Source organism: Bacillus vallismortis (genome assembly GCF_004116955.1).
Taxonomy (GTDB): Bacteria; Bacillota; Bacilli; order Bacillales; family Bacillaceae; genus Bacillus; species Bacillus vallismortis.
In genome coordinates this window covers 3,770,627-3,792,511 of sequence record NZ_CP026362.1, presented here as the reverse complement: position 1 = coordinate 3,792,511, position 21,885 = coordinate 3,770,627, and the positions used below count along the sequence as shown (strand labels likewise).

Here is a 21,885-nt window from a genome sequence, read left to right as displayed (position 1 = left end):
AAGGAAGAGCTTTTTTCATGCTTACCATATTTCTAGAAAAGAGGCGAATCGCATGGCTCAACAAACAAATGTTGCAGGACAAAAAACAGAAAAACAACGCAAAGCCCCTTTCCGCGCCGATCATGTCGGCAGTTTACTGCGCTCCGCTCCGGTGAAAGAAGCCCGGTTAAAAAAAGCGGCCGGCGAGATCACGGCGGAACAGCTTCGTGAGATCGAAAACAAGGAAATCAGCCGCATTGTGGAAAAACAAAAAGAAATCGGACTCGAGGTGGTAACAGACGGTGAATTCCGCCGTTCCTGGTGGCATTATGATTTTCTCGAAGGGCTTGACGGTGTGGAGCCGTTCATCCCGGCTGAAGGGATTCAATTCCATAATGTGAAAACAAAAGCACGCAGCATCAAAGTGACGGGAAAACTCGATTTTACGAACCACCCAGCGCTTGCCGATTATCAATTTTTACATAAGATTGCCGGTGATGCGACACCAAAGCTGACGATTCCGAGCCCGAATATGCTGTTTTTCGGTGAAAAGGCCGATAAAGGAATTTATGACGACCAAGAGGAATACTTTTATGATCTGGCCCAAGCGTACAAAAAAGCAATCATCGCTTTCTATGACGCTGGATGCCGCTACCTTCAGCTAGATGACACGTCATGGTCTCTCTTCTTTGAGGAAAAAGGCAGAGAGGTCGTTCGTGCCCTCGGCGGCGACCCTGAGACATTGCCTGCCTTGTTCGCCAAAACGATTAACGATGCAGTGGCTGACCGGCCTGATGATTTAACAATCACAATGCACATTTGCCGCGGCAACTTCAAGTCGACTTGGGCGGCATCAGGAGGCTATGACGCTGTAGCGGAAACGATTTTGGACGGCTTACACTTAGACGGCCTGTTCTTGGAATATGATGATGACCGCTCAGGAAATTTTGATCCGCTCCGTTTCGTGAAACGCAAGGATCTGCAAATTGTGCTCGGCTTGGTTACATCAAAATACGGCGAGTTGGAAAATCCCGAGGATGTGAAGCGGCGAATCAATGAAGCGGCGCGCTTTGTCAGCTTGGATCAGCTGTGCCTCAGCCCGCAGTGCGGTTTCGCCTCTACGGAAGAAGGCAATCTTTTGACAGAAGAGCAGCAATGGGCGAAGCTGCGCCACGTCATCGACATCGCCAACGATGTGTGGAGATAATCTATCATTGACAGAAACAGAAAATGTGTGAATAATAGATATCATCAGAAAATTTCATAAAAAGGTTTTCCTTATCAAGAGAGGTGGAGGGACTGGCCCTGCGATACCCGGCAACCGCTGTTTAACAGAATGGTGCTAAATCCTTTAGAGCAATGATTGCTCTTGAAGATAAGGTTGAGATTGTCACACAAGCTCTTCCTTATCTCAAGGAAGAGCTTTTTTATATTCGAATGGAAAGAAGGAATGGACAACATGCCACAACAAACAACACACACAGAACAAAATACACTTCAAAGAAAAAAGCCGCCGTTTCGCGCGGATCAAGTTGGAAGCCTGCTGAGGTCTGAGCCCGTCAAAAAAGCGCGGCTGCAAAAAGCGGCTGGCGAGATTACAGCTGAGCAGCTCCGCCAAATTGAAAACGATGAAATCATCCGCATTGTGGAAAAACAGAAGGAAACCGGCCTGAACGTCGTGACAGACGGTGAATTCCGCAGAGCGTGGTGGCATTTTGATTTCCTGGAAAATCTGGATGGGGTTGAGCCGTTTATTCCTGAGCAAGGCATTCAATTCCATAACGTACAGACAAAAGCACGCGGCATTAAAGTCACAGGTGATATCGACTTTTCGACTCACCCAATGCTTGAAGATTACTCTTTTCTCCATAGCATTGCCGGTGATGCGACACCAAAAATGACGATCCCAAGCCCAAATATGCTGTTTTTCCGCGGAAAGCTTGAAAAGGACGCATACAAAAACGACTATCAGCTTTTCCAGCACGATGTATCCAAAGCATATAAAAAAGCCATTCAAGCGTTTTATGACAGAGGCTGCCGCTACCTGCAGCTTGATGATACAGCATGGGCTGTTTTCTTATCTGAAAAAGGCTTAAAACAAATTGAAGCCTTCGGAACAACGCCTGACGAGCTTCGCCAGCTGTTTGCAAAATCCATTAACGACGCGATTGCGGACCGCCCGGATGACCTGACGGTGACAATGCACATTTGCCGCGGCAACTTCCAGTCCACTTGGACAGCTGAAGGCGGTTATGACGCAGCAGCTGAAACCATTTTTGACGGTTTGAATCTTGACGGCCTGTTCTTGGAATACGATGATTCGCGTTCAGGAGGCTTTGAACCGCTCCGTTATGTGAAGCGCTCCGATCTTCAGCTTGTCCTTGGCTTAGTAACCTCTAAATTCGGTGAGCTTGAACATCCGGACGATGTGAAACGCCGTATCGAAGAAGCGTCCCGCTATGTGAACTTAGACCAGCTGTGCCTCAGCCCTCAATGCGGATTCGCTTCCACTGAAGAAGGCAACAAGCTGACTGAAGAACAGCAATGGGCGAAGCTGCGCCATGTGGTTGAAATCGCGAACGATGTTTGGAAATAAGCAAAGAAAAACACACTTGATTCCCTGGCGGAGCAAGTGTGTTTTTTCATATCAAGCGTTTGATTTGAGCACAGACTGGCTGATAGCAAAATCGGCTTCTGTTTTTTCATAAACCTCATCCATTGTGACGCCTTCCTGAAGTTCAGTCAGTGTCATGCGGCCGTGATCAAAATCAAACACAGCCAAATCCGTAATCAGCCTGTGAACAACTTTCTGCCCCGTCAGCGGAAGAGAGCATGTCTTTTTCACCTTTGGCTCGCCATGCTTATTGACATGCTCCATGATGACAACGATCCGTTTCGCGCCGTTGACGAGATCCATGGCGCCTCCCATCCCTTTGACCATTTTGCCGGGGATCACCCAATTGGCCAAATCCCCCTGCTCAGAAACCTCCATGCCGCCAAGGATAGCCAAATCGATATGCCCGCCTCTTATCATCGCGAATGACTCAGCGCTGTCAAAATAGGAAGCGCCCGTGACTTCAGTGATTGTTTCCTTTCCTGCATTGATCAAATCCGCGTCTTCCATTCCTTCCACAGGATACGGGCCGATCCCGAGCAAGCCGTTTTCTGACTGAAGCATGACGTGAACGCCATCGGGTATCTCATTTGCGACAAGCGTCGGCATTCCAATCCCAAGGTTGACGTTCATGCCATCCTTAATTTCTTGTACAGCCCGTTTGACCATTCGTTTTCTCGCCTCTTTCATCTCGCCTCACCCTTTCCCGCCGCTTGCCGGACTGTCCGCTTTTCAATCCGTTTTTCATGGCTCGCGCCAAGCACCACATGCTGTACGTAAATGCCCGGCGTATGGATGTGATCTGGATCGAGCTCTCCCGCTTCCACGATGATTTCCGCCTCGGCAATCGTGATCTTGCCTGCCATGGCGGCAACGGGATTGAAATTTCTCGCCGTTTTCCGAAAAACCAAATTTCCCATAGTGTCCGCTTTCCACGCTTTGATAATCGCCACGTCGCCGGTAATGCCTTGCTCCAGCACAAACGTCCGGCCTCCGAATGTTTTATGTTCTTTTCCCTCTGCTATTGAAGTGCCAACGCCTGTCGCTGTATAAAATCCCGGTATGCCCGCACCGCCTGCGCGAATCCTCTCGGCGAGCGTGCCTTGGGGAACGAGCTCGACCTCAAGCTCTCCGCTTAAAAACTGCCGCTCAAAAATTTTATTTTCGCCGACATAAGATGAAATCATTTTCTTGATTTGCCTGTTAGCCAAAAGCAAACCGAGCCCCCAGTCATCGACTCCGCAATTGTTGCTGACCACGGTTAAATCCTTGACTCCCTGATCTCTGATCGCCAAAATGAGCTGTTCAGGAATGCCGCACAGCCCGAATCCCCCTGCGATCAGCATATCTCCATCACGAATCAGCTCCGCGGCTTCCTTGCTTGATGATAGTACTTTCCCCATATTGATGCTCCTTTCGTTTTCTCCATCAACTTTAAGGACGAAAGCGTTTACAATCTTCTCGGTTTTTTTTTTTCCCTTTCCATATGTACGGGGAGCAGAGGCCGACTATTCCGATTAAAATATGCATTTTCCCGCTTCCCATCAAAGAAAGCAGTTACAGAAGAAAAAACGCGCGGATCAAATGGTTTTACCCATCAACATCATTTCAACATAACAATCCAACATGTCCTGCCTTTATTTTCTCATTTCAAAATATAAATTTTATTATTGTGAAAATAGTTAAAAAGGTTGATTTTCAAAAAGTGAAAGGATAAAATACTGCTATCAACTTAGAAAATAGACATTCTTGTATATGATCAGTAATATGGTCTGATTGTTTCTACCTAGTAACCGTAAAAAACTAGACTACAAGAAAGTTTGAATAAATTTGAACGAGTTGAAAAGGACATGTTCTTTTCTGTTTGCTCTTATTTTTCACACTTTCTGCTTTTCCAGAATTTGTGAAGGATAAGAGCTTTTTTTGTTTCCAAAATAAACCTCATAGGAGTTGCTATCATGTACTTTTTATTAAACCTTGTCGGTCTCATTGTGATTATGGCAGTTGTATTCCTATGTTCTCCGCAGAAAAAGAAAATCAAGTGGCGGCCGATCATTACGTTAATTGTTCTGGAATTGCTGATTACTTGGTTTATGCTGGGAACAAAAGTCGGGGGCTGGACCATCGGTAAAATTGGTGATTTCTTCACTTGGTTGATTGCTTGTGCGAGTGACGGTATCGCGTTTGTCTTTCCGTCAGTGATGGCGAATGAAACAGTAGACTTTTTCTTTAGCGCACTTCTTCCAATTATCTTTATCGTCACATTCTTTGATATTTTAACCTATTTCGGCATTTTGCCTTGGCTGATTGATAAAATCGGCTGGTTGATTTCAAAGGCTTCCCGCTTGCCGAAATTAGAGAGCTTTTTCTCTATTCAAATGATGTTTTTGGGAAATACAGAAGCACTTGCGGTCATCCGCCAGCAGCTTACGGTATTAAACAACAACCGCCTGCTCACATTCGGCTTAATGAGCATGAGCAGCATCAGCGGCTCCATTATTGGATCTTACCTGTCAATGGTGCCGGCGACATACGTGTTTACAGCGATTCCGTTGAACTGCTTAAACGCGCTGATTATCGCAAACCTGCTGAATCCTGTTCACGTGCCGGAGGATGAAGATATCATCTATACGCCGCCTAAAGAGGAGAAGAAAGACTTTTTCTCTACGATTTCTAACAGTATGCTTGTCGGCATGAACATGGTGATCGTCATTTTGGCAATGGTAATCGGATATGTCGCGTTAACGTCAGCGGTCAATGGCATTCTTGGCGTTTTCGTACACGGCCTGACCATCCAGACGATTTTCGCTTATCTCTTCAGCCCGTTTGCATTCCTGCTTGGGCTGCCGGTACACGATGCGATGTATGTCGCTCAGCTGATGGGAATGAAATTGGCAACGAATGAGTTTGTTGCGATGCTTGACTTGAAAGAAAATCTCACATCCCTTCCGCCTCATACTGTTGCGGTGGCGACGACATTCCTGACGTCATTTGCCAACTTCAGTACGGTCGGCATGATTTACGGCACGTACAACTCGATCCTTGACGGCGAAAAGTCAACGGTCATCGGGAAAAACGTGTGGAAGCTGCTCGTCAGCGGAATTGCGGTATCTTTACTAAGTGCCGCGATTGTCGGCCTGTTTGTGTGGTAGAAATATGGAGCCATATCCCTTTGCGGATATGGCTCTTTGATTATAGATAAATAGAGGATGGCGGCTGTATATGGCCCTAAGTCATATTGGCCGAAGACAATGGCGATTCCGTTTTTCGTAGCTGTATAGGCCATCTTTCGTTTTGCTGACTTTTGTTTTGGTATGCAGTATCTGATCCAGCGTCACACGCTTTTTGGTTATCAAGAGATAGTTGAAGGACTGAACAGACGTTAAACCATGGATCTTTTTGTACGTATGGCTGCTGACAGTTGGTGTTTTGCCCTGGAACCGCTTTTAAAAATGGGACAGCATATGCACATACAGAAAAAAGCAAAACCGCAACCCCAGCGGTTTTCAGCAGGTGATACGATCTCCTCCTTCGATGTCTTCGTTTATCCGTCCCTTTTAGGGCTGATCAACTCAAAAGAAGTGTCTAAATAAAAAAAGAGACAAGATGCCTCTTTTTTTACTGTTTACGCTCCAAAATCGCTTCATGAACCGCTTGTGCCAAATCTATATTTCCGAACATCTCTAACACCGCAATGACGGTTTGGTCCGGAATATGCTCTGACTCGTGTTTGGGCACGGTCAGTTCGTCCATGGTTTTTTTTAAGCTTTTATTTAGTTTTTGCTGCGGATACGCTTTGGCGTAGAGCTCCAGCGGATCTATGTCATGGTTGACGCACCATTGGGCAAATACCAAAATCATCATATTTTCATCGCGTTCGTAAGCTTCAGCGAGCTGTTTTTCGTTCATCTGTCATGCTCCTTATGAAAAGTATCTTCCTTTAAGATACAGGAGCGGGTCACATTCGTCTATCCCAATGGCGATGAGCGGCGATCGCCTCGATAAACGCCTTGCTGAAGGCGGTATAGTCAGCTTCGCCCTGAGCAGTTACGATGCCTGGCCCCTCGATTGTGCCGACAGCTGCTTGGAGAAGATCAATTCCTTCATTTGCCGCACCGACCGCTTTATAGTGATTGTAAGCTTCTTTCATAAATGCCATCGCTTGTTTGTTGTCTTTTAACGCTGGCCCTCCCGCGGCATAGACGGCATCATACAGAACAGAGTCAGCCGTTAAGAACGTGCCGCCGGCCTCAAGCTGCTGCCCATTTCCGCCTGTGATGTATCCAAGCGTTTCGCTGATGATATCCGCTATGATTCCTTCTTGCTTTAAAACGTCCAGCACAGTTTGCAGCTCTTTTTCATGAAATCCGTTTCCGGCGAGAACAGCGACTTTTCTTGAGGATGCTGTTTTCACTGTATTGATCTGGCTTAACGCAGGCGAGGTCAAAATTTCTTTAGACGCCTTACGTTTCACTGGCGGCGCCACACCTACTCCTTTGGCGATTTCCTCTGCCAAGCCTGCATCCACATTGCTGAAGACGTCAACGACTTGCCGCTGCACGTCTTTGCTTGTTACCTTCCCGACCTCGAAGCAAAAAGCGGAAATCATGTGCTTCTTCTCAACCGGGGACATGCTGTTCCAGAACAGCTTCGCCTGTGAGTAATAATCGTTGAAGCTGTCGCTGCGCTGGCGGATTTTTTTGCCCTCGACTTTTTCTTGGTAGTGAATGTAGCCGCCTTCTTCGGCTGTCGCAGGCGACGGGTCGTTGTTTTGCAGTGAGTTTTTATGATAAGCGACCGGCCCCTTATTGATCGTCATCCGGTGATAGCCGTCGTATTGGTTGTTATGGAACGGACATACCGGGCGGTTAATCGGCAGCTCGTGGAAGTTCGGGCCGCCAAGTCGGATGAGCTGCGTGTCTGTGTAGGAGAAAAGCCGCCCCTGCAGAAGCGGGTCATTTGTAAAATCGATGCCCGGCACGACATTTCCCGGGTGGAATGCGACTTGTTCTGTTTCCGCAAACACATTGTCCTGGTTGCGGTTCAGTGTCATTTTCCCAATGATTTTCACAGGCACGAGCTCTTCCGGCCATAGCTTGGTTGGGTCAAGAATATCAAAATCAAATTTGAATTCATCTTCTTCGTCAATCATCTGTACGCCGAGCTCATATTCTACCGTGCCGCCGTTTTCAATTGTTTCCCACAGGTCGCGGCGGTGGAAATCAGGATCTTTCCCGGCAATTTTCTGCGCTTCATCCCATACGAGAGAATGCACACCGAGCACTGGCTTCCAGTGGAATTTCACGAAACGCGCCTTTCCTTGTTCATTGACAAAACGGAATGTGTGAACGCCGAAGCCCTCCATCATTCTGTAGCTGCGAGGGATGCCCCTGTCAGACATCGTCCACATCACCATATGCGCTGACTCAGGGTTATTGGCGACAAAATCCCAAAACGTATCATGAGCGGTCGCGGCCTGAGGCATTTCATTGTGAGGTTCAGGCTTAAACGCGTGAACCAAATCTGGAAATTTGATCGCGTCCTGAATGAAAAACACCGGGATGTTATTTCCTACGAGATCATAGTTTCCTTCTTCCGTATAAAATTTCGTCGCAAATCCTCTGGCATCCCGCACCGTGTCTGCGGAGCCTTTAGAACCCGCGACTGTAGAAAATCGGACAAATACCGGTGTCTTCACTGAAGGGTCCTGAAGAAATTTGGCCCGTGTGAATTCTGTCATCGGCTCGTAAACCTGAAAAAAGCCATGCACGCCAAATCCGCGCGCATGCACAACACGCTCCGGAATCCTCTCATGGTCAAAGTGTGTCATTTTTTCCCGTAAGTGAAAATCCTCCATCAGCGTCGGGCCGCGAACCCCGGCTTTTAACGAGTGCTCATCCTCTGACACCCGCAAGCCTTGGTTGGTCGTCATTTTCTTCCCGCTGTTATCAACCCTGTACTGCTCAAGCTGCTCGTCCTTTGCATGTTCATTTACACGTTTGTTTTGATCATCACTCATGTCCGTTCCCCCTTTTATTGATTTCCCAAAGTGAAACATTCTACAGCACATTTACCCGCTGCATTCTCCAGATAAACTGCTGATCCGCTCAATAGGATTTTTGGTCTGCCTATCATGATAGGGACATACATATAGGAAATGAGCCTTCTGCGCGGATGAGTGGGAGCGCTTACTTATAATTGATAGAGGGAGGTCATATTTTGCTTGCCCTACTCGGTTTTGTGATGATCATTGTCTTTATGTACTTGATTATGTCTAACCGGCTCTCCGCACTTATTGCGTTGATTGTTGTCCCTGTTGCGTTTGCCCTGATCAGCGGATTTGGAAAAGACCTTGGCGAGATGATGATTCAAGGGGTAACAGACCTCGCTCCGACCGGCATCATGCTGTTATTCGCCATTCTCTATTTCGGGATTATGATTGACTCAGGTTTGTTTGATCCTCTCATTGCAAAAATATTATCAATTGTCAAAGGAGACCCGTTAAAAATCACCATCGGCACAGCGGTTTTAACGATGACCATTTCGCTGGACGGGGATGGAACAACCACCTACATGATGACCATTGCGGCGATGCTGCCTCTGTACAAACGGCTTGGCATGAACCGTTTGGTATTAGCGGGCATTGCGATGCTTGGTTCGGGGGTGATGAACATTATTCCGTGGGGCGGGCCGACGGCGAGGGTTTTGTCTTCTTTAAAATTGGACACATCGGAGGTTTTCACTCCGCTGATTCCCGCTATGATCGCCGGCATTCTTTGGGTGATCGCCGTTGCTTATATCCTTGGAAGAAAAGAGCGAAAGCGTCTCGGCGTCATGTCAATTGAGCACGCACCGTCCTCCGATTCAGATACAGCACCGCTCAAGCGTCCCGCTCTTCAATGGTTTAATCTTCTGCTGACTGTCGCTCTCATGGCTGCACTGATCACCAGCCTGCTTCCGCTCCCTGTTCTTTTTATGACGGCGTTCGCCATCGCCTTGATGATCAACTATCCAAATGTTAAAGAGCAGCAAAAACGGATCTCTGCTCATGCGGGAAATGCGCTAAACGTTGTCTCAATGGTGTTTGCGGCAGGTATATTCACAGGCATTCTTTCAGGCACGAAAATGGTGGATGCGATGGCCCATTCTCTCGTATCACTCATCCCCGATGCTATGGGCCCGCACCTGCCATTGATCACAGCTATCGCCAGCATGCCATTCACCTTTTTCATGTCGAATGACGCCTTTTACTTCGGTGTCCTTCCCATCATTGCAGAAGCCGCCTCCGCTTACGGAATAGACGCAGCCGAGATCGGCAGGGCCTCATTGCTGGGCCAGCCAGTGCATCTGCTCAGCCCGCTTGTGCCTTCCACCTATCTATTAGTCGGTATGGCAGGCGTCAGCTTTGGCGACCATCAAAAATTTACCATCAAATGGGCAGTGGGGACAACGATTGTGATGACGATTGCGGCGCTTTTGATTGGGATTATTTCGTTTTAATGAGAAAAGGATTCCGCTGGCTGAATCTCTTTTCTCCTGTATAATCCGAAACCCTAAGATCATACTATGAAAAAATCAAAACAAAAAGGTGATCGCATGAATTTTGCTTGGCAAGCACTCATTTTAATTGTATCCGGCATCATATTACTCAGAATTTCAGGGAGAAAGTCAATCTCTCAAATGACGTTGGCACAAACTGTGGTGATGATTTCCATTGGTACGATTATTGTCCAGCCAATAATAGAGACAAGTTTATGGAAAACCCTTGTGGCAGCCAGTATTTTTACTGTTGCTCTCATCCTCATGGAATGGTTCCAAGTGAAGGCCAATTGGATGGAAAAGTTCTTAACCGGCAAAGCGAAATTAGTGATTGAAGATGGCAAACTCCATGTAGAAAACATGAAAAAACTCCGGCTGACAGCTGACCAGCTTGAAATGCGAATCAGGATTCATGGAGTTTCCAGCATAAAGGACATTAAGCATGCAACGATTGAAGCAAACGGCCAAATCGGATATGAATTACAAGATGACAAGAAACCGCTCACGATGGGCGATTTTAAGAAACTGATGAACATGCCGGCCGAAACCACAGTTCAACAGCCTGAGCCAGAAAAGCAAGAAAACATTTTTCAAGAAATTAAAAACGGTCATTCCACTCCATCTGGCAAACTAAAATAAGGCTGTTCCTTGTGCAGAAACAGCCCGAGTGATTGAACTTATTGGATATATGAAATGACCGGCAAGCTTTCTACACCCGATGCATAGTAGTAATTTAAAACACTGAAAAAATCGATTGCTTTGCCGGTTTTTGTATCTACGATTAAAATATGGTCTCCGTAAGTTTGATCATCCGCATCTAGCCTTCTAGGGGTTTTTTTGCCCAATGTATCAAGAAAAGAGTCTTCGTAGCCTCCCCCTGACTGATACGCTGATACATGGTGCATAAACAAAGTGCCCGTATCTAAGTAAACCATTACTGCCGAATTTGAGCTGGCATAACTTGAATGATAGGTAACAGGAGCCGAAACACTTTTCACTTTGACATCCGAAATAGAGTGGGTACGCTGATTATACCCGCCGCCATGCGAAAAATAATATTCTCTTTCCCAGCTTAATGAAGATGTTTTTGTGCCGGTATTGTATAACAATGTCCCGTTTGCATAAACAGAACCGTCTGCGTACTCAGCTACAAAGGTTTGCAGATTAGAGGTGATCGACTGCACGCTCGTGTAATTTGCAGGGTTTTTTGCATTTAACTGAATGTGATATGAATCGCCCAGCGTTCCTTCAGAATACACCCGAATCATATAATCGCCGGCCGGAAGCTCTTTTAAAAGCACTAGGTTCCCCGCATCCATTTCGATAGTAGTCGGCTGTGCTTCACCCGTATCCCAATTGACCACATACAATGTTAAATGATACTGGCTGTTGGCAGACAAAATTCGTGTAATCAGCGTTCGGTCTGACGACGTACTGAAAAAGTACATATCGTCCGGGTTACTTTCGTTAAGTACAGAGGAAGTATCAAATACCTGGTCTTCGGAGTTGTACATGGAAGCTGTCTTAAACACATTCTCATTAGCCGGTTTCTTTACTTTCATGGTTTCTTCATGTTGATCCATTTTAAGGCTTCCTGCATCTGCTTGCTTTAAAGAAACATCCTTCATTTCCTTATGGTTTTTCAATGTTTCCTGCTGCTTCATGATCGCCTTCTCTTTTGGAACGCTTTGTGCAGCAGCATGTGAAGTCAGGCAAAAGCTAAAGGCCACAATCAAGACCGTACACAAAAAGGGCAATGAAAATCTTTTTTTGTTCTTCATATACAAACTCCTTCCAGATTTTATACAGTACATATCGGCAGGGAATGTTAACCCATTTACATTTATAACTCAATATTCACAATTTGTATACAATTAACTATTTTTCAATACCTCGCCATTTGAAGCAATCAGTTCTTTATACCAATAAAAGCTTTTCTTTCGGATGCGGCGCAGGTCCTTCAGGTCAAATTCGTCCCGGTTGACGTAAATGAAGCCGTAGCGTTTCGAACAGCCTTGGTGTGTAGAGATCAAGTCAATAGCTGACCATGGGGAGTAGCCAAATACATCGACGCCGTCTGTGATCGCCCATTGAATTTGTTCGATGTGCTGTTTTAAGTAGTCAATGCGGTACTCGTCATTGACCGTATCATTTTCTTCTAATTGATCAAAAGCGCCAAGCCCGTTTTCTGTGATGATCAATGGCAGCTGGTAACGGTCATAGATTTCTCGAAGTGTGGAGCGGAAACCGACCGGATCAATCTCCCAGCCGAAGTCATTTTTCTTCAAATGCGGGTTGCTGCTGCCGCGGTAAACGCCGTCTTCTCCCGTTTTCAAATGTTGGTCCCCTCCGCGGGCCGATTCATCCGATCCGTCGCCTTTGCTTGCTTCTGCTGTTTGGGAGGTGTAGTAGTTAAAGGCGATAAAATCAGGCTTCGCGGATTGCAGAATCTCCATGTCACCATCTTCAATAACCGGCGTATAGCCTTTTTCTTTCATATAAGCCCACGCCGTCGTATTGTAGCGCCCATGAACGGCCATATCTAAATAGAGCCAGTTTCGAATCGCATTATAGTTGAAAGCCGCCATAATATCCTCCGGTTTCGAAGACGCCGGGTAGATGAGCGCGATATTTGGGGCGGGGCCGATTTTCGCTGCCGGCAGCATGTCGTGGCAGAGATTCATGGCCTTTGCCTGCGCCACCAGCATATGATGGTTTTGCTGATACAGCTCTTTTTTCGGGTTTTTGAGATTCGGGTCAAGTGTGCCTAAAGCGCTGCCGTGCAGGATCATCATGTTTTGTTCGTTGATAGTCAGCCAGTACTTCACACGGTCGCCGAAGTGCGCAAACAATACCTTGGCATACCGTTCAAACGCGTCAATTGTCGCCCTTTGCGACCAGCCTCCTTTTTTCTGCAGGGCATTCGGCAGATCAAAGTGATACATCGTGACGATCGGCTCAATCTTATATTTGAGCAGCTCATCAATCAGATTGCTGTAAAACTCAATTCCCTTTTGATTGATGTCACCGTCGCCGTCAGGAATAATTCGCGTCCACGCGATGGAAAAACGGTACGCTTTAAAGCCCATTTCAGCAAACAAGGCAACGTCTTCTTTATAGCGATGGTAATGGTCGCTGGCGACTTTAAAGTCAGTCGTTCCCTCAGGATAGCTGTCGCGCGCGTCAATCACTGACGGGCCTTTCCCGTCTTCGTTCCACGCCCCTTCCACTTGATAGGCTGAAGTCGATGCCCCCCACAAAAAATGCTCTGGAAATGCTGCAAGTGTTTGATAATTCATCGTCTATTCCTCCAATGGTTTTAGATTAAAGAAAAAATTCGTTCCTCTATTTTGACATGCTTTTGATCTGTTTGAATGACGTCAGTATCATGCGCTGCGTTTGTGATGACGATCGGCGTGTTCATATCAAATCCCGCCTTTAGCAAGTCATCAAGGTCAAACTCAGCAAGCAAATCACCTTGTTTGACGGCTTGCCCCTGCACGACTTTAGGATAAAAATGTTTTCCTTCCAGCTTTACCGTATCAAATCCGAGGTGAATAAGGATTTCTGTACCCCGATCAGTCACCATGCCAAATGCGTGGCCAGTCGGGAAAACGGTTGATATTGCGCCATCCGCTGGCGCGACAAGTCTCCCTTTTACCGGCAATATCGCGATTCCCTTTCCGAGTGTCTCAGATGAAAACACTTTATCCTTCACTTCTGTTAACGGAACCACTTTTCCTTCTAACGGGCTGCTGATCTCTTCACGGCGAATGGAGGGTGCAGATGGTTCTGCTCTGGTTTCTGTTTGCTCCGCGGGATCGTCAAACCCGACAATGTACGTGAGGATGATTGATAGAATAAAAGATACCGAGATTCCCAAGATAAACCCGGCAAAGCCCTGTCCGTAGAAAATCGGAATTGTCAACAGACCCGGTGCGCCAGAAGCGATGGCGACGCTGTGGGCCTGCCCGATAATCGCTCCGCCAACGGCTGCGCTAATGACACCGCATACAAAAGGTTTTTTCAGTCTGAGCGTCACGCCGTACACGGCTGGTTCTGTAATGCCAAAAATCCCTGTGACAGCGGCGGAACCGGCAAGCGCCTTTAATTTTTTGTTTTTCGTTTTCAGCATGACACCGAGAGCCGCTCCTGTTTGTGCAAATACGGCCGCGGCAGTAGCTGGTTTGATCGAATCCTGCCCATTGACCGCAATGTTATTTAAAATAACCGGCACAATCCCCCAGTGGATGCCGAAGATGACAAGAATCTGCCAGAGTGCCGCGATCACAGCGCCGGCCAGCATCGGGTTAAAGCTGAAGATGGCCAGTATCGCAGACGCGATGGCATTTCCCGCGTTTACACCAACCGGGCCAAAGACGATTAGTGTAAGCGGCACAATGGTTACCAGACAAATCAGCGGGATGATGAAGGTTTTCACACTGTCATGAATCACCCGGTTCAAATACTTCTCAACATAACTCATCACAAAAATCGCCAGAATGATCGGTATCACAGTTGAAGTGTAGTTCATTAACACGACTGGAATCCCGAAAAAGTCCGTTTCCGCATTGCCGTTCTTCAGCTCAATGATCGTTGGATAAATAAGCGCTCCGGCAACTGTGACAGAAACAAAGAGATTCGCGCCAAACTTTCGGGCAGCGGTGACGGCCAGCAAGAGCGGAAGAAAGTAAAACAGGCTGTCCGCAGCGGCATACAGGATGGTATACGTCGTTTCCTCTGTTTTGAGCCAGCCGGCATTTGTGCATATCATCAGCAGGCCCTTTAAAATTCCCGCTCCCGCCATCACGCCAAGCAAAGGAGTGAAAATGCTTGATACGATGTCCACAAGCCGCCCGAACAGATTCCCTTTCTGGGCAGAACGTTCATCTCGGTCATCATTCAGCAGGTTAGATATTCTTCCAATCTCTTGATATACCTCTGAAACGCGATTGCCGATCACGACCTGAAACTGCCCGCCGCTTTCCACGACCGTGACGACATCGTCCAAAGCTTCAATTTTATTTTTGTCTGCTTTCGACCGATCGTTTAATGTAAAACGCAAGCGTGTCGCACAATGTACAAGAGAACGCACATTTTCTTCCCCGCCGACCAGCTGTAAAATGTCTTTTGCCGCTGCTTGAACCCCCATTTCCCTCTCATCCCTTCTGTTAAAAAATAAAAAACCTAAACTACCCCTACCGCAATAGGAACAAGTAGTTTAGGTTTTGCCTGCCTGACCAGTAACAATCCTATGATACGCTCTTATTCGTTTTTTTCTGTAAAACGCTATGATCACCATCCCTCCGAAAAAAATAAAAACCTAAATTACATCAGCACAGACAGAGATCATCCGCACTTATTGTAATTTAGGTTTTGCCTGCTTATCAGTAACAATCCTAACAACATCATATATGAATGTAAGAAAAAATTAACATAAGGAAATGAAAATGTCAACGCTTTCATTATGCTTGTTTGACGACCCTTTCTATGTGAATCGTTACATACAGCAGCTCGTCACTGGTGAGTTTATGTTTGTACTCCCGCTCAATATAAGTTTGAATTTTCTTCGTGCATTCATATGCGCGATGATATTTTTCTTTTACTGTCTCCAGCAAAAAATCGTCCTGGCTTTCGATGTGTGTGCCGTTAAAAAGACGCTGGGCGAAAAACTTTAAGTGGGTGACAAACCGATAATAGTGAAGCGATTCTTCGTTGAATTCAATCTTAAAATGGTATTTTACAATACTCAAAATCTCTTGCATGACTTTTGTAATGTTGATGATATTAGGCATCTCTTCATTGAGCTCGGCGTTTACGATATGCAGTGCGATAAAGCCTGCTTCATCCTCCGGCAGAGACACGCCAGTCTTGTTTTTCACCATCTGCAGCGCTTCTTTGCCGATCGCAAATTCGTCTTTGTACAGCCGCTTTGTTTCCCACAGCAAGGCGTTTTTGATATCAAGCCCTTTCTGATTGCGCTGGATCGCGAAGTTAATATGGTCGGTCAGCGACACATAGATGCTGTCATTGAGCTTTTTGCCAAGCTTTAATTTCGCATAGCTAATAATCTCTTCGGATACTTCCATACACTCGATCGGTATATCATACAAAAGGGTTTTGAATTTTTCTGATACATCTTTGTTATCGAGCGTGAACACCTTTTCAATGCGGGCCTCATCGACATCATCACCGGTCTTTTTCTGGAATGCGAGCCCCCTGCCCATAATGACCAATTCTTTTCCCTGCTCATTGACCACGCTGATGACATTATTGTTGATCACCTTCGCAATTTTCATGATATGTTCCTCCAATCAACTAAGAACAGACTACACCTTGATTGTACATTCTTTTTGTACTAGGTCAATATCATCAGGGAAAGAGTCGGGCAGGTCAATACAATCCACTCAGCACCGGCTGTCCGGGGTGTTTCTGAAGCAGCTCCTCCAGATGGCGCTCAAATGATGCCTTGTCTGCTCCCTGCTTTTCGACAATGCTGTTCATGATTTTCACGCTTTCAGCGCTGTATTGCGTATATTGTGTTTTCAGCTGATCCAGCTGCTGTCTTATCTTCTTCGCGTTTTTCGGTGTGACTTGGCTGATGAGTGTGATCATACTGTCTGTGACCTCAAAAAAAGCGGCTCGGTTTTCCTTCAGCTGCTGCACTTCGTTGCGGCTCATTTCTTGATTGCTGGTTTTTTGAATCAAAGCGATTGCCTCACTATTTTGTTGTTTGAGCGATTTACTTTTAAGTTGAATCGATTCGAGATTCTGCCTCGCAATGTTTGCTTCTTCCTCCGTCATGCCGCTCCGGACGAAGTATTCAGGATTGCCGATTCCATAATCAAATGCTTCGCTTACACGTATCATGGAACTGAATACAATGGCCAGCTGCATATCGCTTGGGAGGGTCTGGAAGTCCCACTTATTCTTATTGGTCATCGGTTTGGTTGTGGTTTGTTTTACTGTCTCTTGATTACAATCTGCAAACGTCTGAGCCTCATCTTCACTTTCGCATGCGCTCATCACAAGAACTGTGATCAGCAGGCTTATGCATAAGCCTATTCGCCTCATGCTCTGTCTCCTCTCTGCTGAATCCCTTCTGGAAAATACGGCAAAATATAGATAAATGGTACCAGATACACCTACACCCAGCAATAAACCAAAAGTATGATTTAAAGTACAAAAACATAAATATTTTGTAAAAATTGACGTTCATTCCATTCTTTTCTGTCCCATTTCTCGTACAATAGAAATATCGTTACCGGAGAGGGGCTCTGATGATGAAACGTTTTACGAAACAAGAAAACAGCTGGATGTTATATGACTGGGCAAATTCCGCTTACTCGATTGTCGTAACCACCGCGGTGTTTCCGTTATTTTATAAAGCGGCGGTTGCACAAAGCGGCGTCGGAGCCGCTCAATCGACTGCCTATTTAGGATACACCATTGCGATTTCAACATTTATTCTTGCCATGCTCAGTCCGATTTTAGGCACGATCGCCGATTATGAAGGGTGCAAAAAAAAGTTCTTTGGTTTCTTTGTGTCAGCCGGTGTCGCCAGCACCGCGACGCTTGCCTTTATTCCGAGTGAACATTGGCTGCTTTTATTGCTGTTTTATACGATATCGGCGATCGGTTTTTCCGGCGCCAACGTGTTTTATGATGCCTTTCTCGTTGACGTCACGTCGGAAAAACGGATGAATGTCGTCTCTGCGCGGGGATTTGGTTTGGGTTACATAGGAAGCACGATTCCATTTATCATCAGCATTGCTGTTATCCTGCTTGCACAATCAGAGAAGATACCGATGTCTGTATCTGCCGCAAGCCAGCTATCCTTTTTCATAACGGCTGCCTGGTGGGGGCTGTTTACCATTCCGATGCTGAAACATGTCCATCAGCGCTATTCCATCAAAAGAGAGCCGCATATCGTCCTTAACAGCTTTAAGCGGCTCGGCCAAACGATGATGCGGATTAGGCAGTATCGGGCGTTATTCCTTTTTTTGCTTGCTTATTTCTTTTATATCGACGGAGTCGGCACGATTATTACGATGTCGACCTCCTATGGGTCTGATTTAGGGATCAGTCCCACCAGCCTCCTGATCATCCTGTTTGTCACCCAGGTGGTCGCCGCGCAGTTTTCTATTGTATACGGGAGGCTTGCGGAACGCTTTACGGGGAAAACAATGCTGTACGTTGGGATCGTCATTTATATGATTGTCTGTGTAAATGCTTACTTTATGGAAACAACGCTTGATTTCTGGATACTGGCTATGCTTGTCGCTACCTCACAGGGCGGCATTCAAGCCCTGAGCCGATCCTATTTCGCCAAGCTCGTGCCAAAGCGCCACGCTAATGAATTCTTCGGCTTCTACAACATTTTCGGTAAATTCGCTTCCATTATGGGGCCGCTGCTCATCGCCGTTACCGCTCAGCTGACTGGAAAATCGTCAACCGCGGTGTTCAGCCTGATTGTTTTATTTGTGATCGGTATTGTGATCCTTGCTTTCGTTCCGGAGGAGACTGGCACCGATGTCAGCCAGCAAAAAAACGACCTGCCCCTTTAACTGGGAGCAGGTCATTTTATCATTTATTCGCTTTATTCACCTTGAGCTTTTTCCCTTTGACGGTTGTATCCTTCATCACTTTGAGAACATGAGGGCCTTTGCCGTTTAAAATCTCCACGTAGGAGGCGTTATCCATGATCGTGATAATGCCGATGTCATCAGCTGACACACCATCAATTTTGGCAATCGTTCCTACAAAATCAACGGCTCTGATTTTCTTTTTCTTTCCGCCGTTAAAATACAGCTTCATAATGTCTTTATTCAGCTCTTCGCTTTTTTCCTTTTTGAATGCCGGACGGTCATTTAGTTTAGCTAGGAAATCAGGTTTCTTCTTGGCCACTTCTTCTTGAGAAGGGGCTTTTATTTTTTGAATCTCAAACCCGATATACCCTTCAATGTCAGCTAAAAACCGTTTTTCAAAGGCTGTGACAAACGAAATGGCCTTTCCTTTGTTTCCTGCGCGCCCCGTCCGGCCCGTGCGGTGGACGTAGCTTTCCTTTTCAAGCGGCAGATCATAGTTGATGACAAGGGAGATATTTTCAATATCAATCCCGCGCGCGGCGACATCTGTCGCGACGAGGTACCGATATTCGCCCCGTTTGAATTCATTCATAACGTCAAAACGGTCTTCCTGAATCATTCCGCCGTGAATTTTATCGCATGGATACCCTAAGTCATCCAATTCATCGGTCAGCTGATTGACATGCTCTTTCGTCCGGCAGAAGATGATGCAGCTGTCGGGGTTCTCCGTTATCAGCACATCCTTCAGCAAAGAAAACTTATTCTCTTCTCTTGCTTGAATTACCGCATGTTCAATATTCCTTGTCGTTAGCCCGGCCGCTTTGATTTCGATATGCTCGGGGTTTTGCATGTATTGACGGCTTAATTTCTCAATATCCTCCGGCAGCGTCGCCGAAAACAGCATTGTCGTGCGCTCAGTCGGCAGATGCTTGATGATCGCCTCTACTTGCTCGATGAAGCCCATATTCAGCATCTCATCTGCTTCATCAATGACCAAATAGGAGAGACGGTCTAACGGCAGCGTGCCCTTTTCAATATGATCCAGAACACGCCCCGGCGTGCCGACAACGATGTGGCTTTTTTGCTTCAATTCAGCTTTTTGTTTGTCAAAGGATGACTTTCCAAACACCGCGGTCGCTTTGACCCGTTTAAAGCGTCCGATGTTTGTGATATCCTCTTGTACTTGCACCGCAAGCTCCCGGGTCGGTGTTAAAATAAGCGCCTGCGGCTTGTTTTCATCCCAATCCGCCAGCTCACAAAGAGGAATCCCGAATGAAGCCGTTTTTCCGCTTCCCGTCTGTGATTTGACGACAAGATCTTTTCGTTCAAGAGCAGCGGGGATCACGCTCTGCTGCACCTTGGTCGGTTCTGTATATCCCAGTCCATCTAATGCTCGTAAAATGTCATGGCTGATTTGATAGTTTGTAAAATGACTCATGTATAAACTCCTGTCTCTTGCAGATGTTCTCATTATACTCTAATTGGCGAGGGCATATGTGTTTTGTCGAAAAATGACGTATTAAAAACCATCGATTCCCTGGCGTTTTAACTCCTGAACGGCTAATCGCGCCAGTGCGTCGGCTCCCGCGCGGTTTGGATGCAGCGTATCTCCGTCCATGTATAGCGCGAGAGTTTTTTCCGGGCCGATTGATGTAAAGTAAGCCGAGCTGAGGACATTTAAGTCAATGAGGTGTGTGTTTTCCTCTTCGGCCAAGGCCAAAATAGAAGCCCTGTACCATCGGTTGACAGACGAATGGATGCCTTCAGGCGTAAAATCTGTCGCCCGTCCCTGTGGTGCGGAAAGGATGACTTCCGCCCCCTTTGCTTTCACCTGGCGGATCATATCACGCATCAACTCCTTAAATTCCGCTTCAGATTCATTATGCTTCGGATTTGTATCATTAATGCCCAGCTGCAACACAAAATAATCCCCCGGCTTAATGTACTTCAAGATCGCCTCCAGCTGTCCGTCATTTCGAAACCCTCTCGCGATCTGCCCTCCAGACGCCATGTTTCTCACTTGAAAGGTATGTTTATCGATATAGTGAGGCAGCATCTGCCCCCAGCCCGCCTGCTTGCTGCTGTTGAGCGGATAATAATTGCACACCGTCGAATCACCGCCGACATAAATGGTTCGATTCGTCACAGGCTGATCAGACAATTTCTTGATTTTCAAGGCGCTGAGCGTAAAAGCGGTGCCTGCTTTCCCCTCTGTCACCAGCAGATTCAACTGCCCGTCAGTGACAGGGATTTGGAACGTATCCTCCGCGCCGTCCCCCGTCATATTGATGACCTGAAACACACCCTCCGCCGCCACACTGGCCCTTGCTGTATTGCCAAGCGTCACCTTCACCTCATAAAGGCCGTTCGGGAGATCCACATGAAACGTATTGTCGCTTTTCGTCCCATACGCCAAAAACTGAACCGCATCGCTCTTCACACCAGTCCCGGATGCCGCCACATCTTTCATATTCTCCGGTGTTTGAAAACCGTAGCCCTTTAACCGGTCATACCGATCAGACGCCCTGACACCAATGTAACCAGGCTCAACCGAACCGCTCCCAAAGTCAAACTGATACACCTTCGGCTCTGCAGCCTTCACACTCTTAACCCCGCCCAAACCCAGCATCAATATCATCACAAAAACCGCAGCCATCCATTTTTTCATCAAGACTCCCCCTCTATGAAAACGCATACATTAATGCATACTCGGTGATTGTTTCTTTATGATGATTGAGTGCAGAAAAAAATAGCGTTGACATACAAAAAGGAAGATTTTAGTATATCAGTAAGTGATATATCATTTATTGATATAAGAAATGAGGTGACACCTTGCCAAAGCAACGTCAGGAAATGGATCAGCTTACCGATCCAGCCTATTATATTGTCTTAACATTGCTGGAGCCAAAGCATGGATATTCGATCATGCAGGAGATTGAGGAAATGACCGATGACTCCTTTACGATCGGCCCAGCTACTTTATATACATTGTTAAAGAAATTACTGCAGGGAGAGATCATTGAGCTTGTCAACAATGACAACCCGCGCCGCAAAGTGTACCAGACCACCCTGCACGGCCAAGAATTACTCAAAAAAGAAATTCTGCGCAGAAAAGTGATGGCTGAACACGGCGAACGCGCTTTTCAACAATTGAAAGGGGATTAA

At 46.5% G+C, this 21,885-nt stretch carries 18 protein-coding genes, 1 pseudogene and 2 riboswitches; of the genes and pseudogenes, 7 read left to right on the top strand and 12 right to left on the bottom strand.

Annotated features, from left to right (window positions below):
• Positions 1-52: 52 nt before the first annotated feature.
• Together BV11031_RS20075 and BV11031_RS20070 are read left to right on the top strand one after the other, a co-directional pair.
• The gene (locus BV11031_RS20075) at positions 53-1,186 is read left to right on the top strand and encodes a 5-methyltetrahydropteroyltriglutamate--homocysteine S-methyltransferase (RefSeq protein WP_129550958.1); all 1,134 of its coding nucleotides are present in this window, start codon (positions 53-55) and stop codon (positions 1,184-1,186) included.
• 68 nt (positions 1,187-1,254) lie between these two features.
• A riboswitch (SAM riboswitch) is annotated at positions 1,255-1,361 on the top strand.
• A gap of 77 nt (positions 1,362-1,438) precedes the next feature.
• Positions 1,439-2,575, top strand: a complete 1,137-nt coding sequence (locus BV11031_RS20070; RefSeq protein WP_129550957.1) for a 5-methyltetrahydropteroyltriglutamate--homocysteine S-methyltransferase — start codon at positions 1,439-1,441, stop codon at positions 2,573-2,575.
• 51 nt (positions 2,576-2,626) lie between these two features.
• On the opposite strand, the gene BV11031_RS20065 is transcribed toward BV11031_RS20070, so the two are convergent.
• Together BV11031_RS20065 and BV11031_RS20060 are read right to left on the bottom strand one after the other, a co-directional pair.
• Positions 2,627-3,283, bottom strand: coding sequence for a 3-oxoacid CoA-transferase subunit B (locus tag BV11031_RS20065; protein ID WP_129550956.1), 657 nt, complete (start codon positions 3,281-3,283; stop codon positions 2,627-2,629).
• Positions 3,280-3,996: a CoA transferase subunit A gene (locus BV11031_RS20060; RefSeq protein WP_129550955.1), complete on the bottom strand. Its 717-nt coding sequence runs from the start codon at positions 3,994-3,996 to the stop codon at positions 3,280-3,282. Before BV11031_RS20060 ends, BV11031_RS20065 begins: the two co-directional genes overlap by 4 nt.
• 326 nt (positions 3,997-4,322) lie before the next feature.
• Positions 4,323-4,424: riboswitch (purine riboswitch) on the top strand.
• 127 nt (positions 4,425-4,551) lie between these two features.
• Between BV11031_RS20060 and BV11031_RS20055 the strand changes: the two genes are divergently transcribed.
• Positions 4,552-5,745 carry a NupC/NupG family nucleoside CNT transporter gene (locus BV11031_RS20055; protein ID WP_121643623.1) on the top strand — a complete coding sequence of 398 codons (1,194 nt, stop codon included), beginning with the start codon at positions 4,552-4,554 and terminating at the stop codon, positions 5,743-5,745.
• 56 nt (positions 5,746-5,801) lie between these two features.
• Here BV11031_RS20055 and BV11031_RS23415 read toward each other — a convergent pair.
• The 3 genes and pseudogenes from BV11031_RS23415 to BV11031_RS20040 all read right to left on the bottom strand — a co-directional run.
• Positions 5,802-6,129 (bottom strand): annotated as a pseudogene (locus BV11031_RS23415) (DUF3298 and DUF4163 domain-containing protein); the annotation flags it as partial.
• Positions 6,130-6,211: 82 nt separating this feature from the next.
• Complete coding sequence (locus tag BV11031_RS20045) at positions 6,212-6,502, bottom strand: protein YxiS (RefSeq protein ID WP_129550954.1); 291 nt, start codon at positions 6,500-6,502, stop codon at positions 6,212-6,214.
• 49 nt (positions 6,503-6,551) lie between these two features.
• Positions 6,552-8,612 carry a catalase gene (locus BV11031_RS20040; protein WP_129550953.1) on the bottom strand — a complete coding sequence of 687 codons (2,061 nt, stop codon included), beginning with the start codon at positions 8,610-8,612 and terminating at the stop codon, positions 6,552-6,554.
• A gap of 200 nt (positions 8,613-8,812) precedes the next feature.
• Between BV11031_RS20040 and citH the strand changes: the two genes are divergently transcribed.
• On the top strand, positions 8,813-10,093 hold the full coding sequence (citH, locus tag BV11031_RS20035) for a citrate transporter CitH (protein WP_121643626.1): 1,281 nt from the start codon (positions 8,813-8,815) through the stop codon (positions 10,091-10,093).
• A 96-nt stretch (positions 10,094-10,189) separates the two neighbouring features.
• Positions 10,190-10,771: a DUF421 domain-containing protein gene (locus BV11031_RS20030; protein ID WP_129550952.1), complete on the top strand. Its 582-nt coding sequence runs from the start codon at positions 10,190-10,192 to the stop codon at positions 10,769-10,771.
• 38 nt (positions 10,772-10,809) lie between these two features.
• On the opposite strand, the gene BV11031_RS20025 is transcribed toward BV11031_RS20030, so the two are convergent.
• The 5 genes from BV11031_RS20025 to BV11031_RS20005 form a co-directional block, all read right to left on the bottom strand.
• Positions 10,810-11,913, bottom strand: coding sequence for a hypothetical protein (locus tag BV11031_RS20025; RefSeq protein ID WP_129550951.1), 1,104 nt, complete (start codon positions 11,911-11,913; stop codon positions 10,810-10,812).
• Between the two features lie 93 nt (positions 11,914-12,006).
• On the bottom strand, positions 12,007-13,431 hold the full coding sequence (locus BV11031_RS20020) for a glycoside hydrolase family 1 protein (protein WP_129550950.1): 1,425 nt from the start codon (positions 13,429-13,431) through the stop codon (positions 12,007-12,009).
• Positions 13,432-13,451: 20 nt separating this feature from the next.
• Entirely contained in the window at positions 13,452-15,284 is a 1,833-nt protein-coding gene (locus BV11031_RS20015; RefSeq protein ID WP_129550949.1) for a beta-glucoside-specific PTS transporter subunit IIABC, read from the bottom strand.
• Positions 15,285-15,597: 313 nt separating this feature from the next.
• Positions 15,598-16,431: a transcriptional antiterminator LicT gene (gene licT / locus BV11031_RS20010; protein ID WP_129550948.1), complete on the bottom strand. Its 834-nt coding sequence runs from the start codon at positions 16,429-16,431 to the stop codon at positions 15,598-15,600.
• A 94-nt stretch (positions 16,432-16,525) separates the two neighbouring features.
• Positions 16,526-17,206 (bottom strand): hypothetical protein, encoded by a 681-nt coding sequence (locus BV11031_RS20005; RefSeq protein WP_129550947.1) that lies wholly within the window; start codon positions 17,204-17,206, stop codon positions 16,526-16,528.
• A gap of 206 nt (positions 17,207-17,412) precedes the next feature.
• Between BV11031_RS20005 and BV11031_RS20000 the strand changes: the two genes are divergently transcribed.
• Complete coding sequence (locus BV11031_RS20000) at positions 17,413-18,699, top strand: MFS transporter (protein ID WP_129550946.1); 1,287 nt, start codon at positions 17,413-17,415, stop codon at positions 18,697-18,699.
• A gap of 19 nt (positions 18,700-18,718) precedes the next feature.
• Here BV11031_RS20000 and dbpA read toward each other — a convergent pair whose 3' ends face one another.
• Positions 18,719-20,158 carry an ATP-dependent RNA helicase DbpA gene (gene dbpA / locus BV11031_RS19995; protein ID WP_129550945.1) on the bottom strand — a complete coding sequence of 480 codons (1,440 nt, stop codon included), beginning with the start codon at positions 20,156-20,158 and terminating at the stop codon, positions 18,719-18,721.
• 81 nt (positions 20,159-20,239) lie between these two features.
• Complete coding sequence (locus BV11031_RS19990) at positions 20,240-21,388, bottom strand: rhamnogalacturonan acetylesterase (RefSeq protein ID WP_129550944.1); 1,149 nt, start codon at positions 21,386-21,388, stop codon at positions 20,240-20,242.
• A gap of 164 nt (positions 21,389-21,552) precedes the next feature.
• On the opposite strand from BV11031_RS19990, the gene BV11031_RS19985 reads away from it, so the two are divergent.
• Entirely contained in the window at positions 21,553-21,885 is a 333-nt protein-coding gene (locus BV11031_RS19985) for a helix-turn-helix transcriptional regulator (RefSeq protein WP_129550943.1), read from the top strand.